The 16,207-nt window shown below is 43.7% G+C and carries 16 protein-coding genes and 1 riboswitch; of the genes, 5 read left to right on the top strand and 11 right to left on the bottom strand.

What is annotated here, in order from left to right; all coding sequences use genetic code 11:
* Positions 1-47: 47 nt before the first annotated feature.
* A riboswitch (cyclic di-AMP (ydaO/yuaA leader) is annotated at positions 48-223 on the bottom strand.
* 320 nt (positions 224-543) lie between these two features.
* The gene (locus tag MKY63_RS15395; protein ID WP_076099371.1) at positions 544-2,220 is read left to right on the top strand and encodes a CPBP family intramembrane glutamic endopeptidase; all 1,677 of its coding nucleotides are present in this window, start codon (positions 544-546) and stop codon (positions 2,218-2,220) included.
* Positions 2,221-2,318: 98 nt separating this feature from the next.
* Here the strand turns inward: MKY63_RS15395 and uvrC are convergent, their stop codons facing one another.
* Positions 2,319-4,214: an excinuclease ABC subunit UvrC gene (gene uvrC, locus MKY63_RS15390; RefSeq protein ID WP_218642148.1), complete on the bottom strand. Its 1,896-nt coding sequence runs from the start codon at positions 4,212-4,214 to the stop codon at positions 2,319-2,321.
* Positions 4,215-4,392: 178 nt separating this feature from the next.
* A complete protein-coding gene (gene trxA, locus MKY63_RS15385; protein WP_036679814.1) occupies positions 4,393-4,710 on the bottom strand; it encodes a thioredoxin in 318 nt (105 codons plus the stop codon).
* A 354-nt stretch (positions 4,711-5,064) separates the two neighbouring features.
* On the opposite strand from trxA, the gene MKY63_RS15380 reads away from it, so the two are divergent.
* The gene (locus MKY63_RS15380) at positions 5,065-5,223 is read left to right on the top strand and encodes a YqzM family protein (RefSeq protein ID WP_094902239.1); all 159 of its coding nucleotides are present in this window, start codon (positions 5,065-5,067) and stop codon (positions 5,221-5,223) included.
* A gap of 474 nt (positions 5,224-5,697) precedes the next feature.
* On the opposite strand, the gene dnaI is transcribed toward MKY63_RS15380, so the two are convergent.
* The 3 genes from dnaI to MKY63_RS15365 all read right to left on the bottom strand — a co-directional run bounded on the left by dnaI (position 5,698) and on the right by MKY63_RS15365 (position 8,748).
* Positions 5,698-6,654: a primosomal protein DnaI gene (gene dnaI, locus MKY63_RS15375; protein WP_036685219.1), complete on the bottom strand. Its 957-nt coding sequence runs from the start codon at positions 6,652-6,654 to the stop codon at positions 5,698-5,700.
* Between the two features lie 18 nt (positions 6,655-6,672).
* Complete coding sequence (locus MKY63_RS15370) at positions 6,673-8,211, bottom strand: DnaD domain protein (RefSeq protein ID WP_038573182.1); 1,539 nt, start codon at positions 8,209-8,211, stop codon at positions 6,673-6,675.
* 240 nt (positions 8,212-8,451) lie between these two features.
* Positions 8,452-8,748 (bottom strand): YuiB family protein, encoded by a 297-nt coding sequence (locus MKY63_RS15365; protein WP_036685224.1) that lies wholly within the window; start codon positions 8,746-8,748, stop codon positions 8,452-8,454.
* 307 nt (positions 8,749-9,055) lie between these two features.
* On the opposite strand from MKY63_RS15365, the gene hemQ reads away from it, so the two are divergent.
* On the top strand, positions 9,056-9,814 hold the full coding sequence (gene hemQ, locus MKY63_RS15360; protein WP_036685226.1) for a hydrogen peroxide-dependent heme synthase: 759 nt from the start codon (positions 9,056-9,058) through the stop codon (positions 9,812-9,814).
* A 65-nt stretch (positions 9,815-9,879) separates the two neighbouring features.
* On the opposite strand, the gene MKY63_RS15355 is transcribed toward hemQ, so the two are convergent.
* Both MKY63_RS15355 and MKY63_RS15350 read right to left on the bottom strand, forming a co-directional pair.
* On the bottom strand, positions 9,880-10,158 hold the full coding sequence (locus MKY63_RS15355; RefSeq protein WP_036685228.1) for a hypothetical protein: 279 nt from the start codon (positions 10,156-10,158) through the stop codon (positions 9,880-9,882).
* 1 nt (position 10,159) lies between these two features.
* Complete coding sequence (locus MKY63_RS15350) at positions 10,160-11,353, bottom strand: NAD(P)/FAD-dependent oxidoreductase (protein ID WP_036685230.1); 1,194 nt, start codon at positions 11,351-11,353, stop codon at positions 10,160-10,162.
* A 331-nt stretch (positions 11,354-11,684) separates the two neighbouring features.
* Here MKY63_RS15350 and MKY63_RS15345 point away from each other — a divergent pair, with 331 nt between their 5' ends.
* On the top strand, positions 11,685-12,659 hold the full coding sequence (locus MKY63_RS15345) for an NAD(P)/FAD-dependent oxidoreductase (RefSeq protein WP_036685581.1): 975 nt from the start codon (positions 11,685-11,687) through the stop codon (positions 12,657-12,659).
* A 132-nt stretch (positions 12,660-12,791) separates the two neighbouring features.
* Here the strand turns inward: MKY63_RS15345 and sda are convergent, their stop codons facing one another.
* Complete coding sequence (gene sda / locus MKY63_RS15340) at positions 12,792-12,935, bottom strand: sporulation histidine kinase inhibitor Sda (RefSeq protein ID WP_036685584.1); 144 nt, start codon at positions 12,933-12,935, stop codon at positions 12,792-12,794.
* Between the two features lie 315 nt (positions 12,936-13,250).
* Positions 13,251-13,913 (bottom strand): YheC/YheD family protein, encoded by a 663-nt coding sequence (locus MKY63_RS15335; RefSeq protein ID WP_036685231.1) that lies wholly within the window; start codon positions 13,911-13,913, stop codon positions 13,251-13,253.
* 333 nt (positions 13,914-14,246) lie between these two features.
* Here MKY63_RS15335 and MKY63_RS15330 point away from each other — a divergent pair, with 333 nt between their 5' ends.
* Complete coding sequence (locus MKY63_RS15330) at positions 14,247-14,456, top strand: hypothetical protein (RefSeq protein WP_036685233.1); 210 nt, start codon at positions 14,247-14,249, stop codon at positions 14,454-14,456.
* Positions 14,457-14,893: 437 nt separating this feature from the next.
* Here MKY63_RS15330 and MKY63_RS15325 read toward each other — a convergent pair whose 3' ends face one another.
* Complete coding sequence (locus MKY63_RS15325) at positions 14,894-15,346, bottom strand: GNAT family N-acetyltransferase (RefSeq protein ID WP_339809250.1); 453 nt, start codon at positions 15,344-15,346, stop codon at positions 14,894-14,896.
* Between the two features lie 101 nt (positions 15,347-15,447).
* Positions 15,448-15,807: an iron-sulfur cluster assembly accessory protein gene (locus MKY63_RS15320; protein WP_036685235.1), complete on the bottom strand. Its 360-nt coding sequence runs from the start codon at positions 15,805-15,807 to the stop codon at positions 15,448-15,450.
* Between the last annotated feature and the right edge of the window lie 400 nt (positions 15,808-16,207).

Here is a 16,207-nt window from a genome sequence, read left to right as displayed (position 1 = left end):
CAAAAATTCCAACAAAAAAAGCACTGGAAAACCAATGCTGACTTGGTTCCTGCAGTAAATTAGCCTACGAGGTTAGCTGACGGATTCGGACTGTGCAGGCTGCCCTATTCGTTCCTAGAACGAAATTCACCCCTGATGAAAGTGCCATTTATCTTGTACACTCCACTTTTCATCACTTCTTATGGTTCCCCCGTTTTCACCAGAAATTCGGCTACTATACAATTGCATACAAATTATATACGTTATTTAGTGAATTCACAAAGACACAATTAATGCTCATTCACATGAAAAAATGCGGTTTAAAGAGACTGCATCAAATGGAGTACCTTTTCTCATCACTTTTCCGTGTTTTCCCTGCAATTACACCGATTCTCACCATTCGTACACAAATGAACACGATAAAATTCATGGTATAAATTCACATGACTATTCTATACTATCTCTATTACCCATAAAAAGAACATATAATGTTTTTTGTAACCAGCCAGGCACTAATACTATAATGGAACATAACATTGTCAGTACATAACAAGGAGGCGTTACATGAATCCCGTCGGCCAGCCCCTACAGCAACGTGCCCTCTCCAAGAGGCTCATCATCTCGGGCATTATCGGTCTTATTCTATTTATTATGTTTCAGATTTCCCCTTCGCTGCTAAGCAGCTCTACAGGGGAAGATACCACCGTTATTAGCAAGGCAGAAGCCCGTGACCAAGCCGTATTATTCGCAGAACAAAAGCTCAATTACACCGAAGCACCAAACGATCAATGGAATGTACTTTACGAGACGGACTCTTCCTTTTATGGTTATATGTCTCGCGAGAAGCTTGTGGAGGACTACACCAAGAAAAAATTGGATCAAAAATATCCTTTTGATGTCTTTCGTGCAACGCTTACTCCGTCAGCGGATCAAGAGCCGCAAATCATCGTTGACCTCAATATGTATACCGGCGAGATTGTCGCTTTCTCAAAGGCTGCAAAAGTTGCCTCCGAAGAGGGGTCTGGCATTGCTTCCGTTGGTGCAAAAGAGGACAAGGGAGCTGACCTCACTCTAGCGCAGAAGGAGAATCTTGCTCGTCCTTGGCTTCAGGAATGGGAAGTAAATCCTGCCAAGCTACAAATTGAATCGAATACAGGAAGCCATGGGCTAGTGTATACGGATAGTACTGTTCAGGTCGGCGAATCCTTATTGCACTATTATTTTGATTTCAGTGGAGAGCAGGTCTCCAGCTTTAATGCCGGATTCACTGCACCAGCTTGGCATACCTCCTACGTACAAGGACAGACCTCTTTAGCGGAAAAGCTAACATTATTCGGTTACGGTATACCCACACTGATTTTAGGAATTCTGGCACTCGTCTACAGTATTCTTAGAAGAGAGCATACTTCCTTTAAACGTGGAGTATTCCTAAGCTCAGCCTATTTTGTAATCATGATGATCAGCACCTATAATATGCTGCCTGAATCTACGGGCGAAGGGCTAGAAGCACAGATTACCTCTGTCATTATGTTTATCATTTATGCTTTGTACAGCCTGCTGATGTCCTCCTTGCTCTACTTCTCTTTAGTGGGCGGCAATGGCTTATGGCGAAAAGAGGAAGGCATGAACCCTTGGCCCCGCGCCAAAGAGCCCGGCTATGGACAATATGTGTTGGACAGTATCCGGGCTGGTTACATCTGGGCTTTCGTTCTGCTAGGGGTGCAGACGGTTATGTTCATCATATTATCGTTTACCTTGCACAATTGGTCTACTACAGACGCCACCCAATCTCCTTATAACATGAGATATGCTTGGCTTCTGCCTATCGTCGCATGGCTCGCTGGTTTATCTGAGGAAGCCATTTATCGCTTTTTCGGAATTCCTATGCTGAAAAAGGTGTTCCGGAACACTTTTGTCGCTTGCTTGATCACCACGCTGGTTTGGGCGTTTGGCCATACGTTATATCCGATCTATCCCATCAGCTCCCGTCCCATTGAGCTGACCGTAATCGGGCTGCTGTTCAGTTATATTTTCCTTCGTTACGGATTTATTGCTGTCATGTTCAGCCACGTCGTGTTTGACAGCATCCTGATGGGCGCTACGCTGATCTTTATGAAGGAGAGCGTAAATGTAGGCGCGGGTATCTTCGCGATTATTATGCCGTTCATAGTCGCTTACATCGTCTATCGATTTAATCCACCACAGAAACCTAAGCCGGTGGAGCCTTCTTCTTTGATTTAAGAAAATAAAATAGTGTACATCCTATAACCAAATTAAAAAAAGGGCATCATAGCAGCTTTAGTCGCTGCTGTGATACCCTTTTTCTTTTGTCATCATTGCTATGAGGTTGGCTCTTCGTCCTTGAGCGCATCAAGAATTTGTCTTGCCAGCTTTTCTCCAATAGAAAGTGTACGGAAATCATCCACGGAGGCTTCTTTAATTTTCTTAAGCGATCCGAAATGCTTAAGCAACGCTTTACGGCGCTTCTCACCTATACCAGGTATAGAGTCCAGCTTGGAGGTAACCATGGACTTCCCGCGCTGTTCACGGTGGAAGGTGATCGCGAACCTATGGACCTCATCCTGAATCCGTTGCAAAAGGTAAAATTCCTGACTGTCCCGGGCTAGCGCGACAGGTTCTGGCGGATCTCCAACCAAAAGCTGAGCCGTCTTATGCTTATCATCCTTAACAAGGCCGCAGACCGGAATGAATAATCCCAGCTCATTCTCCAGAATATCAATAGCAGAGGAGATTTGCCCTTTCCCGCCATCGACCACGATAAGATCCGGTATCGGAAGATTCTCCTTCAATACCCGTTCATATCGCCGCCGAATGACCTCGCGCATCGTTCCATAATCATCCGCACCCACTACCGTACGAACCTTATATTTACGATACTCTTTTCGTGCAGGCTTGCCATCAATGAAGACAACCATCGCTGAGACCGGGTTAGTCCCCTGAATGTTCGAGTTATCGAACGCCTCAATGCGGCTCAAGCGTTCAAGACCCAAGCTCTCACCTAAGCTGATCGCTGCTCCAGAGGTACGCTCTTCATCCCGTTCAATCAGCCGGAATTTCTCGTCGATAGCCACTCTTGCATTTTGACAGGCCATGCCAACCATCTGCTTCTTAAGGCCGCGTTGTGGCACAAGCACCTTAATGCCCAGCCACTCCTGCAGAATGGAGGCGCCGCCGGCGGCATCCACGATCCCAGCTGCAGCAGCTTCCTCCGCCGCCGTCGAACGTGCCTCAGCCTCTTCAGCCGATTCAGGAGTATCTTCACCCTGTTGTAAATCCGCTTCTGCTGGAGCAGCTATCGTGATCTCAGGTTTAGCCTCTTTATTAGCCAGAGACTCCTCATCGAGCACATCCGGCAGCAGAATCTCCTGCGGCAAAGCGGGATTATCACTGTAATACTGCGTCACATAAGACATAAAGTCACTGTAGGCTTCACCATAGAACGGGAACACGGAGGAATGGCGCTGGATCATCTTCCCTTGTCTCATGTACAGAATCTGTACACACATCCATCCCTTGTCTACAGCATAACCAAATACATCCCGGTCCTTAGTATCTGTAGTGTTGATCTTCTGCTTCTCCATCAATGCATCGATATGGATAATCTGATCCCGCAGTTCCTTCGCCCGCTCAAAATATAACTCCTCAGCAGCTTCCTGCATTTTTTGCTGTAAATCCTTTTTAACCGCCTCATGACCTCCGCCTAGAAAAGCAGCGATATCCTGCGTAATCTGCTCATACTCGGATTTCTGAACCTCCTTCTCACACGGTGCCAGACACTGGCCCATGTGATAGTAAAGACAGACCTCCTTTGGCATCACACCGCATTTACGAAGCGGGTACATACGATCTAGGAGCTTTTTTGTCTGCTGAGCAGCATAAGCATTAGGATAAGGGCCAAAATATTTTGCTTTATCTTTAATCACCCGGCGTGTAACCTCAAGGCGCGGGTGAGTTTCATTCGTTATTTTTATATAAGGAAACGTCTTGTCGTCTTTCAAAAGCACATTATAACGCGGCATATGTTTCTTAATCAGATTACACTCTAGAATGAGCGCTTCCATGTTACTGGACGTAACGATGTATTCGAAATCAGCAATATTAGCGACAAGCCGCTGCGTTTTACCATTATGACTGCCTGTAAAATAAGACCGCACCCGATTCTTGAGTACCTTCGCTTTGCCCACATAAATAATAGTGCCTTCCTGATTCTTCATCAGATAGCAGCCAGGCAGATCGGGTAGTAGTGCCAGTTTATTGCGGATATTGTCCAAAATGATCCCCTCCAGCTAAATTGGACCCATGATTAGTTGGCATTCAGCACACAAAACGCCTCCGGAATGAACCGAAGGCGCTGAGTGGCAGGGCCGAGGCCCGAACAGTAGCATCTATCAATTATTGATGTTTTGCTACGATATTTTTCAGGGATTCTTTGGAGTTCAGTCCCACAACTTTATCTACCGGTTGACCGTCTTTGAAGAAGATCAGAGTTGGGATACTCATAACACCAAAACGGGAAGCCGTTTCCGGATTCTCATCCACATTCAATTTTGCAATTTTCACGTCGTCTCCCAGCTCTGTGGACAATTCATCCAAGATTGGAGCGAGCATTTTACAAGGACCACACCAAGGAGCCCAGAAGTCTACTACTACAGTACCTTGACCTTCCACTTCGTTACTGAAGGATTGGTCAGACACGTTCACGATAGCCATGATATTGTTCCTCCTTTAAGTTTTGCGAAGCATTACGCACATCTTAAGCCAAAGCTTAGTTCATGGAAGCTGCTCCGAAATATGAGTTAATAAATTGTTTCATGTAATATGATAACCAAATTACCACTTACCGACACATTACAAGTATAACATATCTTTATGGGATATGTGAAATATCACTCGCAATTATATTGCCTTCAATGTATTTTTTTTACGTACTCTTTTCTTTACAACCTCCCCAGCATTTCGGTATACTTAAATAAAGCGCATTAATTGTCAATGACTTATTTCATAAAACTAATGTCAATTTGCATCTAACAATACAGGGCTTGTCCCTGTAAGGAGGCAGAAACTATGGATGTTAACGCGCAAGTACGGGACCCACGAGAACATATCAACGAAGAACCCCGCAATGATCTTGGGGATTTAATGACCGGATTTTTCGGAATGACCACGTTTATGACGGTTGTCTTTTTCGGAATGGTCATCCTTAAATTCATTCTCTCGGAGTAAAGGAATCATCGCACAATAAAAAGAAGCTGTCTCAAAAGTAGTGAATGCTACTTATGGGACGGCTTCTTTTTTTGAGAATAATGAGGGAAAACCTCCCTGATTATAGCCGATAATTGCTATAAATGAACAGAATCAGGGAATTCCTCCCTAATAATCGGGAGAATATCTATTTTCGCTGACGAATCAGTTCATTTTTAGGGAGATATTCCCTAATTAGTAGTCTAATGAGCAGAAACCTCTGAATTTTAGGGAGGTATTCCCTAATTATCGATCAGAGTGAGTATGCCCGCCAGATGTTGCAGCCGGAAAGTGTGTTTGGACAATTAAAGTACACTCAAGACTTCCGGCGATCCTGCTTCGCAGCATGGAAAAAGCGGCGTTTGAGTTCGAATAACTAAAAAAACGAAGAGCAGCCATCCTCCAATAAAAGGAGAACCACTGCTCTTTTGAATTTTACATTATGAATATTCCAGCTTATCTATTGGCCCCTCGCTGATTCTCCCCATGCAGTGGAAGCACATCCACAAAAGGAGCAATGCGATCCATTAGTCGTTGGCCTTTATAGACCTCTTCACCATCTTTGCTCGTAAAGCTAAGATGTTTCTCCAAGCCATCCAATGGATAATTCGAGGTATAGAAGGTTGGTTTGCGGTTCATCCGATAATTCAAGATCGCCCCAAGTACATGATCACGAGCCCAAGGATTCAAATTTTCCGCACCAATGTCATCAAAAATAAGCAAATCACAGTTTTTCATCGTATCGACAGTTTCCTTCATTTTCTGGCCATCCATCATGATCGATTTCAAGTCCTCTATAAAGTCTGGCATGTATACGATCACTCCGGTATATCCAGCAACAGCAAGCTCATGCAGCAAATAACACATCAAAAAAGTTTTGCCTGTTCCGAAAGAGCCATGTAAATAAATGCCGCGTGAAGTCAGGCCTTCCTCTTTAACACTGGTGATATAATCAAATATTTTATTCACAGCCGAGACCCGGCGCGGGTCTTTGCCCATAATATCTATCTCATCATAACCGCCGTTAAGTACACGCTCGTCCACATAAAAGCTACGAATACGTTTGCGGATATTATCCTGATTATCTTGTGCCACTTTAAGTCGGCATGCCGTCTTGCGTTCATATAGATCCACTGAACCATTCACAGTTTCTACCGTTAGTTTACTATAATGGCCAGGAAAATCATTTGGACACTTCTCTAGTCCTGGGCAGTTCGCACAGTTTCGGCTTTCCTCTACATATTGATACAGGCGACTCATATGAAGCCGCAGTCGTGATTCGTCCAGCTCAGGATGTTCGGACTGTAATGCCTTCACAAGTGGATGATTGAATAACCCCTGTTCAAGATCGCGTTGACGCTGCCGTAGAGTTGGATTGTTGATCGAACGAAGTACATCGCCCATAGACTCCATTGTTCCACCTCTCTTTCATTAAGGCGTTTGCGATACGCCTTTTTTCTTACTAGCCTTAATTTCTGCCGCTTTCTTCATCATCGCCGCGAATTCCTCTTCCGATACTGTTCCGGCACTTCCATCATCCAGCACAATCGGAATTTCCGGTTTATTGGATCGGCCTGTATTTTTGGCATAAGAACGTGATCGTGTTCCTCCAGCAGTATTAGGCGTTGTCCCCTTGCCCTTCACTTTGGACTGATCTCTAATATATCTTACAGCCTTCTCATAGGTGTTCACTTGTTTAACCAGCATATTGGAGGCGATAGCCTCTACAAAATTGCGGTTCATCCGCTGTTCTCCACCCGAAGCTACCATAGTCATTAAATAATGAATGAGTACATTAATTACTTCACCGCTCAGCTTATAGTTCAGATCTATTTTCTCGAACATATCCATCAGATGGCTGGGCACTGCACCCGGGAAAAAGGTTTGTAGCAGTCTTGTATAAGGTTCGTTACGCAGCATCATATTATATTGGTGAATGTCGCATTTGGACAAAAATTGTGGCGGTACTTCTACATAATACTCCATCTCAACTGATTGCTCTGGTGGTGCTATAGAATCATCATTCTCTTCGGTCGCACTGGACCGGATGGAAACAACTTTTGCAGCCGCAATTTCACGTTTTTCCTGTCGTTTCATATCTTGCCTGAAATGTTGGCTCGCTTTATATTGCAACGCATCCAGCATTACCTCGCCCTCCGGTGAGAACACTCCATCCTCATCCAGCAAACGACATAAATCCTGCGGACTCAGTTCGTATTTATGAGCAACATAGTTAATTACACCCATTTGAGTATGGTCAAAGCGCAGTTTTTCTACATGAGCCCGATTCACAGACTCCCGTGGAAAACGCAAAATAATGTCACTATATCCGATTGCCTGCTCTCCGGATTCAAGCGTGCCGGGCTGTCGAACAGAGGCTACCTCCGCCAAAGCTTGCTCCAACTCATAATCAATGACATGTGTATTAAGTTGAAAAATATCATAAAAAGGCACGGAAATATTCTCTTTGCCTATAGATCTGCGACTCCACTCTTCCGGCTCGCGATTCCAGAACTGTTCCCGTAAGGACAGCACAGCAAATTTGCCAATCTTATCACGTAACAGCAAGGTTAAATGCTGAGTGGCAAAAAAGTCGGCTGGCGATAGCGGCGGCATTAGCTCATATTCATATAAATAATCATCTGTTTCCGGCACATAGATTCGACAGGTCTGCAACAGACCCACTGCTTCTAACCGGGAAGCCTGATCAATTAAATATTTGCGGCCTTTCTCATTGGGTTCAACACCCAAAGTCATAAATAGCCTGCGCTGTTGCTCCACTCCAGAATAGCCAATGCTATCTGCTGGCACATGTTCAACCAGCAAGCGATAGAAACTGATTGCAAAGGCTCCCACCATAGGTTGATATACAGAGCTAAGCATACGTCCATCTATAACACTAAGACCAAATTCGCGGGAAACGCAGTACCGATGATGTTCGGTGAAATGATGTAAGTTACTCATCCGCATCTACGGATACCCCCTTGTTTACACGAATTCATACAGGATTCTATTCTATCACAAATTAACATAGCGAAAATGTAAATAAAATCCCAATTTCGACTCTTTTCGCAATATAATCAACTTCTTCTTACGAATATCTACCTCTATTAAACAAGAAGAAACGGCTTCGCCGTCCTCTAAAGAGGAAGGTATCCCGTTTCTCGCAGAAATATAAGACTGATTCATAACATAGGCTCTTTCGAATCTTTAAAACATCTTGTAACCGCCAAAGCGCAGCTTTTGAATGGTCCATCCACTAAGTATAGCACCTGCAAGACCAGCGACACCTGTAAGATAATCAACAAAGTGGAAACTGGAGAGATGCTCCCAGAGCGACATCGCGTTTCTATCCCAAATAGAATAGATTACGACGGGTAGAATAATAAGTACGAATAGATAAGCGGGGAACCAGGTTGTCTTCATTAACATGTTAAGAATAAAGCCGATACCAAACATCATCACAAAGAATAAAACGGCTAGGATAAACACTGGAATAAATCCCATCTTACCGTCTCCACCCCTTTCTATAAAGAAGCGCACATCTTTTACAAGCTAGTAGTAAGTTTACTAGAAAAAATGTCACGAAGCAATGAACTTTATTCAAATTCACGCACTAATTCGCACACTTACAGGATGCCTCCGTTTGCTCTTGGCGGCTTGATTGCGATACAATGCAAGTAGATTAATCAGATCATACATAGCCTATGAAGCAGATGCTTCGTAAGACTAAGTTTATGCTTCAATTGCGAGTTTTACGCGATGTTATTTTGGGCGAGGCTTATGCTTCGTAAAACTTTTAAGGAGTGAGATCATGATCGAAGCCGCTTTGACACTGGAAGGCTGGTATGCACTGCATGACTTCCGCTCTCTGAACTGGACCGCTTGGACGGCAGCAGATGATGAAGAACGTGCCGTTGCCCTGGAAGAACTACATGCTTTTATGCAGGAATGGAGCCCTGTTGAGGAAGCTAAAGAAGGCAGCACCGCAGTATACTCCATAGTGGGCCAAAAGGCCGATTTTGTAATGATGTTTTTGCGCGAAAGCCTAGAAGCTTTGAACCAACTTGAGACCGCCTTTAACAAAATCGCTTTTGCTCAATATACAACCAAAGCTTATTCATATGTAAGTATTGTTGAATTAAGCAACTACGCTGCTGGTGGCAGTGGCAGCGACGGCAGCGATCCAATGCAGAATCCGCATGTTGCCGCACGACTAAAGCCTATTTTACCGCAAGCGAAACACATCTGTTTCTATCCTATGAACAAAAAACGCGAGCTTGCCGATAACTGGTACATGCTTGATATGGACAAACGCCGGGAACTCATGGCTTCACACGGGTTAATTGGACGTTCATATGCAGGCAAAGTGAAGCAAATTATCACCGGCTCCGTCGGTTTTGATGACTGGGAATGGGGCGTGACTCTGTTCGCTGAAGATGCACTGCAATTCAAAAAGCTGGTATACGAAATGCGTTTTGACGAAGTAAGTGCTCGTTACGGCGAATTCGGACCTTTTTATGTCGGCAATCTGCTGACTGAAGAATCTTTTGAAGAAATGCTCAAGCTGTAATAACAAAAAAGGGTGTGTCTCCAGTTCGTATGGAGACACACCCTTTTTATTGCCATATTATTAGATTAAGACACCGAAGTTCCTGAATCCTCATCTTCGTTATCCTCATCATCTTCACGTAAACTTTCCAGATATTCAGCCGTGGCCCGATCCCGAGCGCGCCCTTTATCCTTCAGGCGTTCGATACCAGGGAGAATGAGCAGATCAATTTCCTTCTGAACGATATAAGCCAGATCATACTGGTTCTGATCCTCCAGATAAGATCCAACCTCTATCAGTCCGTTATAACGGTCCAATTCTTCCCGAGTCAGCAGTCCGCGTACCTGTACGCTGCAATGGCGCATCTTATAAGAATCTTCCTTTTTTCAGAACCAGCGGAATTCCGCCGATAATGAACAAGTAGCGCATATCTACAACTTTTTTCAACTGAGCTGCAGTCCAGCCCTTGTAAGTTTTGCTGCCTACTACAGCGATTCCTTGGCCTTTGCCTAGGGAAGCTACGGTTCCTTTATTGCTGAATGCGAATTTCTTCGGCTGTTGATTGCGGATTGCTGCCACCAAATTATGCGCACAACATTCACCCTGCTGCATAGCAATTTGAGCGGTTGGCGGGTAAGGGCGTCCTTCCGGATTAATCATAAGGGAGCCATCACCAATAATGAAGATATTCTCTTGGCCCGGTGCACGTAGATATTCATCTACCTTCACGCGCCCACGCATAGCTTCAAATCCGGCAGCCTCAATAAGACGATTGCCACGGATTCCGCCTGTCCAAATAATTGTGGAGGCTTTGATTTCTTCGCCTGATGCCAGAATCACCCCGTTTGGCAGACACTCCTTGATCGCAACCCCCATCTTGAAGGTAACTCCCTTTTTGGTGAGCAAGTCCATCGCATACTCAACAAGCTCAGGAGCAAAACCAGGCAGTGCTGTCGGAGCAGCCTCTACGTTATATATATTAACCATACTTGGATCAACGTCATATTCTTTACACAGTCCAGGGATACGGTCAGCTAATTCAGCTACAAATTCGATACCGCTAAAGCCGGCACCACCGACAACAAAATTAATATGCTCCTGAGCATTGTTCTCGTTCTTGTACTTAGCGAATTGATATTCAATATGCTCGCGAATTAAACGAACGGAATTGATGCTCCGGATTGTCAGTGCGTATTTATCAAGTCCAGGAATACCAAATGTTTCAGGCTCTCCACCTAAAGCAATGACAAGATAATCGTACGATAGGGTACCATCCTCCAAAATAATCTTTTTCTGCTGAGTACGAATTTCCTGAACAGATGACTTCACGAGGTCGATCTTGAATTCATCGATTAGTTTCGAAATGGACACCCGAGTGTGTTCAATACTGTCCGTACCCGCGGCAGGCATATGTAGATGGGTAGTAAAATAGTGGTACTCGTGACGGTTTACAAGCGTGACATCCGCTTCATTATAATTCAAAGCCTTCTGCAAGCGCTGTGCGGTCAAAATACCCCCATAGCCCGCGCCTAAGATAACGATTTTGGGAATACTACTCATGTTCCGGCTCCTTCCAAGAGGTAAATCTGTCTTTGTATTTTTTATTGAAACAATGTACGGTCCTTTTTGTGAATTTATACACTTATATTTAGAAGAAATTCCAATCAAACTTGAAGCATTTCTAAATTGACCATATCCATTGTAAACCTTAGTGTAGCATTAATCAAACATTAAAATACTAAAAAACGTCACACTTTTATTGACTTCTAAAGTCTTTCTTTGCAGGTATGTGTCACAATGATTATAATAAGTAGGTACACAAGTATGGCAAAATGAATATATCAACTCGGAGGTGTAATATCCCGTGACCCAAGAGCAATCCAGCGTTCCTATGAGCGACCTTTTAATCATAGGTGGCGGGCCAGCTGGCATGTTTGCCGCATTTTACGGCGGAATGCGTCAGGCATCAGTAACCCTTATTGAAAGTATGCCCCAATTGGGGGGACAACTTGCTGCCCTTTATCCAGAAAAATACATTTATGATGTGGCAGGTTTTCCAAAAGTAACAGCACAAGAATTGGTCGACAACCTGTCACGGCAAATGGATATGTTCCAATCCAATATCCGGCTGGAGGAGAAAGTGATTTCTGTTCAAAAACGGGACGAACGTCATTTTGTGGTTACAACCGATGTAGCCGAATACCACAGTAAGGCGATCATCATTACAGCTGGTGTAGGTGCATTTGAACCTCGTCGTTTGGAATTACCCAACGCTGGACGTTTTGAAAAAGCAAACCTCCATTATTTTGTAAATGATCTAAATGCCTTTAAAGATAAAAAAGTTCTGATCAGCGGTGGCGGTGACTCTGCAGTTGACTGGGCACTCATGCTGGAACCCATCGCTGAACAGGTAACCCTGATTCACCGCCGGGATAAATTCCGTGCGCATGAACATAGCGTTGAGAACCTGATGGCTTCCAAGGTTAACGTAGTTACCCCTACTGAAATTACAGAGCTGCATGGTGAAGAGTTCATTACTAAGGTTACATTGTCAAATATCAAGACCAAAGAAACTCAAGAAATTGAAGTGGACAGCGTTATTGTTAACTTCGGATTCATCTCTTCCCTAGGTCCTATTGCCGAATGGGGTATTGAGATTGAGGGGAACTCCATTGTTGTTGACTCGCGTATGGAAACAAGTATTCCAGGCATATTTGCTGCCGGCGATATCACAACTTATCCTGGTAAGCTGAAGCTGATTGCTGTAGGATTTGGCGAAGCTCCAACGGCTGTGAATAATGCTAAGGTGTACATTGATCCAGAAGCCAAGCTTTCACCGGGTCACAGCAGTAATATGAAACTCTAAATCTATTAACACAATAAAAAAGGGTATTCTTACAGGCCTGTTGATAACAGCCTGTGAGGATACCCTTTTATGTTTGTTTGTGCCTCGCGGTTTTATATATGTAGCCTGCTACAAAGTTATCCTTTGCGCTTTTTAATGAAGAACCGCATGTACTGGAGAGTGTAAGTTTCGTTTGCGAATTTCAACGAGTAGAAGAGCGATGAAATCATGCTCTAGTTGCAGCTCTATTGCTCTATGGTAAGAGTCAAGCAGCATCTCATCCGACAATTCAACCATAAACTTCATCTACCTTTCCTTTATTTGGATCTGAATCTATCATATCAAACTATCATTTTTCGAACAAGCGTTCGCGTTATCCACAAGTACATGTGGAAATCCTGTGTATAAAATGTGTGTAAGCGTTATAAAGGTACTAGCTACACAGTGGACTATGGGGATAATAGTTATACACAGGATTGAACCACTTGTATACAGCTAAAAATATATTTTTATTGTAAATAAATTACAATGTTATTTACCCCAAAAGAACGCAACTAAACGCAATTTTATCTTACTACTCTATTATCGTCAATTCTTAAAATAATTGTTAATTTATTGAGGTCTTGTATTAACCTCCAGAATCCATATTTTCCCCGAATAATCTACAGCATAATCAAAGCCCAGCTCACCTATTCCCGGAAAATGCCGTTCCATAATTCCGATACATACATGGGTTAGTCTCCGCATTTCTGCTTTCTTCGCTGAAGCTTTAATCCGCGGCAACGATCTACGAAGTCCTTCACGACATGATAGCATCGTTCCCCCTTTACAAAGATTGGTCACGAACAGACCTGGCCGAGCCAATCTACCTACCATGGAGCGAAATTCCCAAACATCACCATTTTTAACTACTTTGACCCGATAATCAATAGGCCGCCCGCCGATTCTCGCCAGGGAAATCCCTTGTTGAATCAAATATCTGCGTCTTGCTTTCACAGTATTAAGCGCACGTCTCATGGATCCAAAATCCTTGTAAATTCGAGTTCTGTCCATATAGGTGAATCCATAACCGCGACTATCCCGAAAAACTTTGATTACACCGTAACCTCCGCCACCCACAATAGGTTTAATGACAACATTTCCATATTTACGAAGCATTGCCAGGAGCGTTTCTGCCCTGTACCCCCTCGTCATTGGGATATAGGGTGCAACCCGAGCATCGGTCAGCAACGCCTCTGTCTTCAGCCACTTACTGGCCAATTGTCTTCCTGCCATCGTCCTTTCCCTCCCTTCACAATCCAGCCTACCCTATACATTACTCAGAGAAGGTCTCGCCCTCTTGTATGATTGTCCGTGTAAGATGCCGCTCTTAGCAAAAAGGGCTTAGTGTTTAGCACAGCATCAGTCGACAGCGACAGGGTACAACCGCGGATTTTGTAGATTCAGTTCTCAAGAAATTCGACATCATTATCTTAATGGATGAGTTCACTATAACTAGAATAATCTTCAAAATCGTTGTATTATTAATAGCGGTTACATTTTCAATTTCTACTATTATAGTGAGTACTAACAGAATCACTAAAAAGCACAGCGCGGGGAGGGCTCAGAATGGCACAGTTTTTTGAGGTTTTATATTGGGTGGCTATGCTTGGGATGTCCATTGTATTGGCTGGAACGACTATACTGATCTGCGCCATCGGCTTTAAATTTATTAAAGACAAACGCAGAGCACTGGGTACGGGCTGTATCGCCTTCTCCCTTGGAGCTGCAGCGCTCATCGTATTTATGATTAATTACAAGTTTATTATTCCAGCCTAATGTACGCAGGGACTGCCTATAAGCAGCTTATTTCTATGAACAGACGGTCCGACCATCGCAAAAAAACAACAGAGCAGCGATTCTCCAGTTATGTGGAGAATCGCTGCTCTGTGTTTTTAAACAATAGCTATCTGCTTCAACAGCGTCTTTAACCCATGAGCATTTCGGACCCATATGACGTTATTTGCAGATTTTCAACCTTTTAGGCGTGGTTTCGGACTCCAGTGACACTATTGCTTAAAAAGAGCTTCATATTTACTGATTTCATAGCAATAGCGGCAATGCGGTCCGTTGGCACCACAAATATGGGGAAATGCGGCGTTTAGGGTCATCTGTGTCCGATACAAGGTTCGCGATACATGGTTTGCTTCCTATGTAAAAGAATAAAGAGCTACCCCAGCGCAAATTAAATGGCTTCTGAGAAACTCCCCTTTTACTCATAAATCTAGCGACAGACGTATCATATCTATGACTTGAATCCCATTTTCAAAGATCTCTTCGCTGTAATGCCTAGTAAAAAAGTCTCTATCAATTCCGGTGATTCTGAATCCGCATTTCTGATAAAGTGCCAATTGTCCAACGCTCGAATTTCCTGTGCCAATTTCAATGGTATTTGCCCCAAGCAGCTTGGCATTCTGAATCGCATGGTTCAGCAGCTGTTTTCCTATACCTTGCCCGTGTTTATTTTCGTCGACGGCGATATTAACAATCTCTACAGTCTCCGGTCTTGTCTGCAGCACAACGTAGACTCCGATGATGCTGTTATCTACCTCAGCCACACAACATAACCCTCTTCGTAAATATCCGTTAACTAAGCTCTCCGAAGGATCTGCTAATAGAAGTAATTCTAATGGAGGCTGTTCACCAGCTTTTAATTTTCTGATTTCCATTTCCGAACTCCTTGTGATGATTTTTGTCATTGAGAATAAAAAAAACTCCAAGCCTGTGTTGTTAGAATCCAACACGGGGCTTGGAGCCGTGATAGCTGCTATTAGCAAGGCTCTTCGTTAGGTTTCCCTGCATCCGTAGCTGTACGGAAGCTTGAGCCGCAGCCACAGGTTGCAGTAGCATTAGGGTTGTTGATGGTGAAGCCACCCGTCATGCCGGATTCTTCAAAGTCGATTTCGAGACCGTCCAGGTAACGAAGGTTCTCCTTCTCCACAACCACTTTCATGTCTTGAATGTCCATATATACGTCCTGATCAGTTTCATTATCATCAAAGCCCATAGCGTACGAGAATCCACTGCAACCGCCGGGCGTTACTCCAATACGGAGGAACATGTTCGGTACTTCTTGTTCAGCAAGCATCGCCTTTAATTGTTCTGCTGCCTTTTCACTAATATTAATCATGATCTCATCCTCCTACAAATTCGTCTCACTTCATAAGCGGAAACTTATGTTTAAGAGGCCTTCCGGCCAAAAGTTATTTCTTAAAAATATAAGAAAGTATAAGTGTTGCACCTATTCTTTATGTCTTATATTTCTCGCTCAAACGCTTATCACCTTTATAAGGATGCCAATGACGTTTATGCTTGATAAATTCAGTATAACCGACTATTCCGTTACCCTCAAGTCACAACTGCCTTAGGCATGACCCTTCACAGCAAAAAACACCATCAATATCAAGCTGTTGATACCCTTAGGAGAGTAGGTTTATAATAGGGAAGGCACTCTAAGTAAAAATTCGGAAATTTGTCACGGAGGCAAGCTCGCCTCTTTCTTTTTTAGAATGAACAGCTACCACTTGGGT

Source organism: Paenibacillus sp. FSL R7-0189 (genome assembly GCF_037969925.1).
Lineage (GTDB): Bacteria > Bacillota > Bacilli > Paenibacillales > Paenibacillaceae > Paenibacillus_AQ > Paenibacillus_AQ odorifer.
The sequence above is the reverse complement of the archived record's forward strand: the minus strand, read 5'-3'. Positions and strand labels throughout refer to the sequence as shown.

What these genes read in the sequence shown, in the direction of transcription:
- MKY63_RS15395 (WP_076099371.1), top strand. Translation starts at nt 544, where the DNA reads ATGAATCCCGTCGGCCAGCCCCTACAGCAACGTGCCCTCTCCAAGAGG.
- uvrC (WP_218642148.1), bottom strand. Translation starts at nt 4,214, where the DNA reads ATGAAGAATCAGGAAGGCACTATTATTTATGTGGGCAAAGCGAAGGTA.
- trxA (WP_036679814.1), bottom strand. Translation starts at nt 4,710, where the DNA reads ATGGCTATCGTGAACGTGTCTGACCAATCCTTCAGTAACGAAGTGGAA.
- MKY63_RS15380 (WP_094902239.1), top strand. Translation starts at nt 5,065, where the DNA reads ATGGATGTTAACGCGCAAGTACGGGACCCACGAGAACATATCAACGAA.
- dnaI (WP_036685219.1), bottom strand. Translation starts at nt 6,654, where the DNA reads ATGGAGTCTATGGGCGATGTACTTCGTTCGATCAACAATCCAACTCTA.
- MKY63_RS15370 (WP_038573182.1), bottom strand. Translation starts at nt 8,211, where the DNA reads ATGCGGATGAGTAACTTACATCATTTCACCGAACATCATCGGTACTGC.
- MKY63_RS15365 (WP_036685224.1), bottom strand. Translation starts at nt 8,748, where the DNA reads ATGGGATTTATTCCAGTGTTTATCCTAGCCGTTTTATTCTTTGTGATG.
- hemQ (WP_036685226.1), top strand. Translation starts at nt 9,056, where the DNA reads ATGATCGAAGCCGCTTTGACACTGGAAGGCTGGTATGCACTGCATGAC.
- MKY63_RS15355 (WP_036685228.1), bottom strand. Translation starts at nt 10,158, where the DNA reads ATGCGCCATTGCAGCGTACAGGTACGCGGACTGCTGACTCGGGAAGAA.
- MKY63_RS15350 (WP_036685230.1), bottom strand. Translation starts at nt 11,353, where the DNA reads ATGAGTAGTATTCCCAAAATCGTTATCTTAGGCGCGGGCTATGGGGGT.
- MKY63_RS15345 (WP_036685581.1), top strand. Translation starts at nt 11,685, where the DNA reads ATGAGCGACCTTTTAATCATAGGTGGCGGGCCAGCTGGCATGTTTGCC.
- sda (WP_036685584.1), bottom strand. Translation starts at nt 12,935, where the DNA reads ATGGTTGAATTGTCGGATGAGATGCTGCTTGACTCTTACCATAGAGCA.
- MKY63_RS15335 (WP_036685231.1), bottom strand. Translation starts at nt 13,913, where the DNA reads ATGGCAGGAAGACAATTGGCCAGTAAGTGGCTGAAGACAGAGGCGTTG.
- MKY63_RS15330 (WP_036685233.1), top strand. Translation starts at nt 14,247, where the DNA reads ATGGCACAGTTTTTTGAGGTTTTATATTGGGTGGCTATGCTTGGGATG.
- MKY63_RS15325 (WP_339809250.1), bottom strand. Translation starts at nt 15,346, where the DNA reads ATGGAAATCAGAAAATTAAAAGCTGGTGAACAGCCTCCATTAGAATTA.
- MKY63_RS15320 (WP_036685235.1), bottom strand. Translation starts at nt 15,807, where the DNA reads ATGATTAATATTAGTGAAAAGGCAGCAGAACAATTAAAGGCGATGCTT.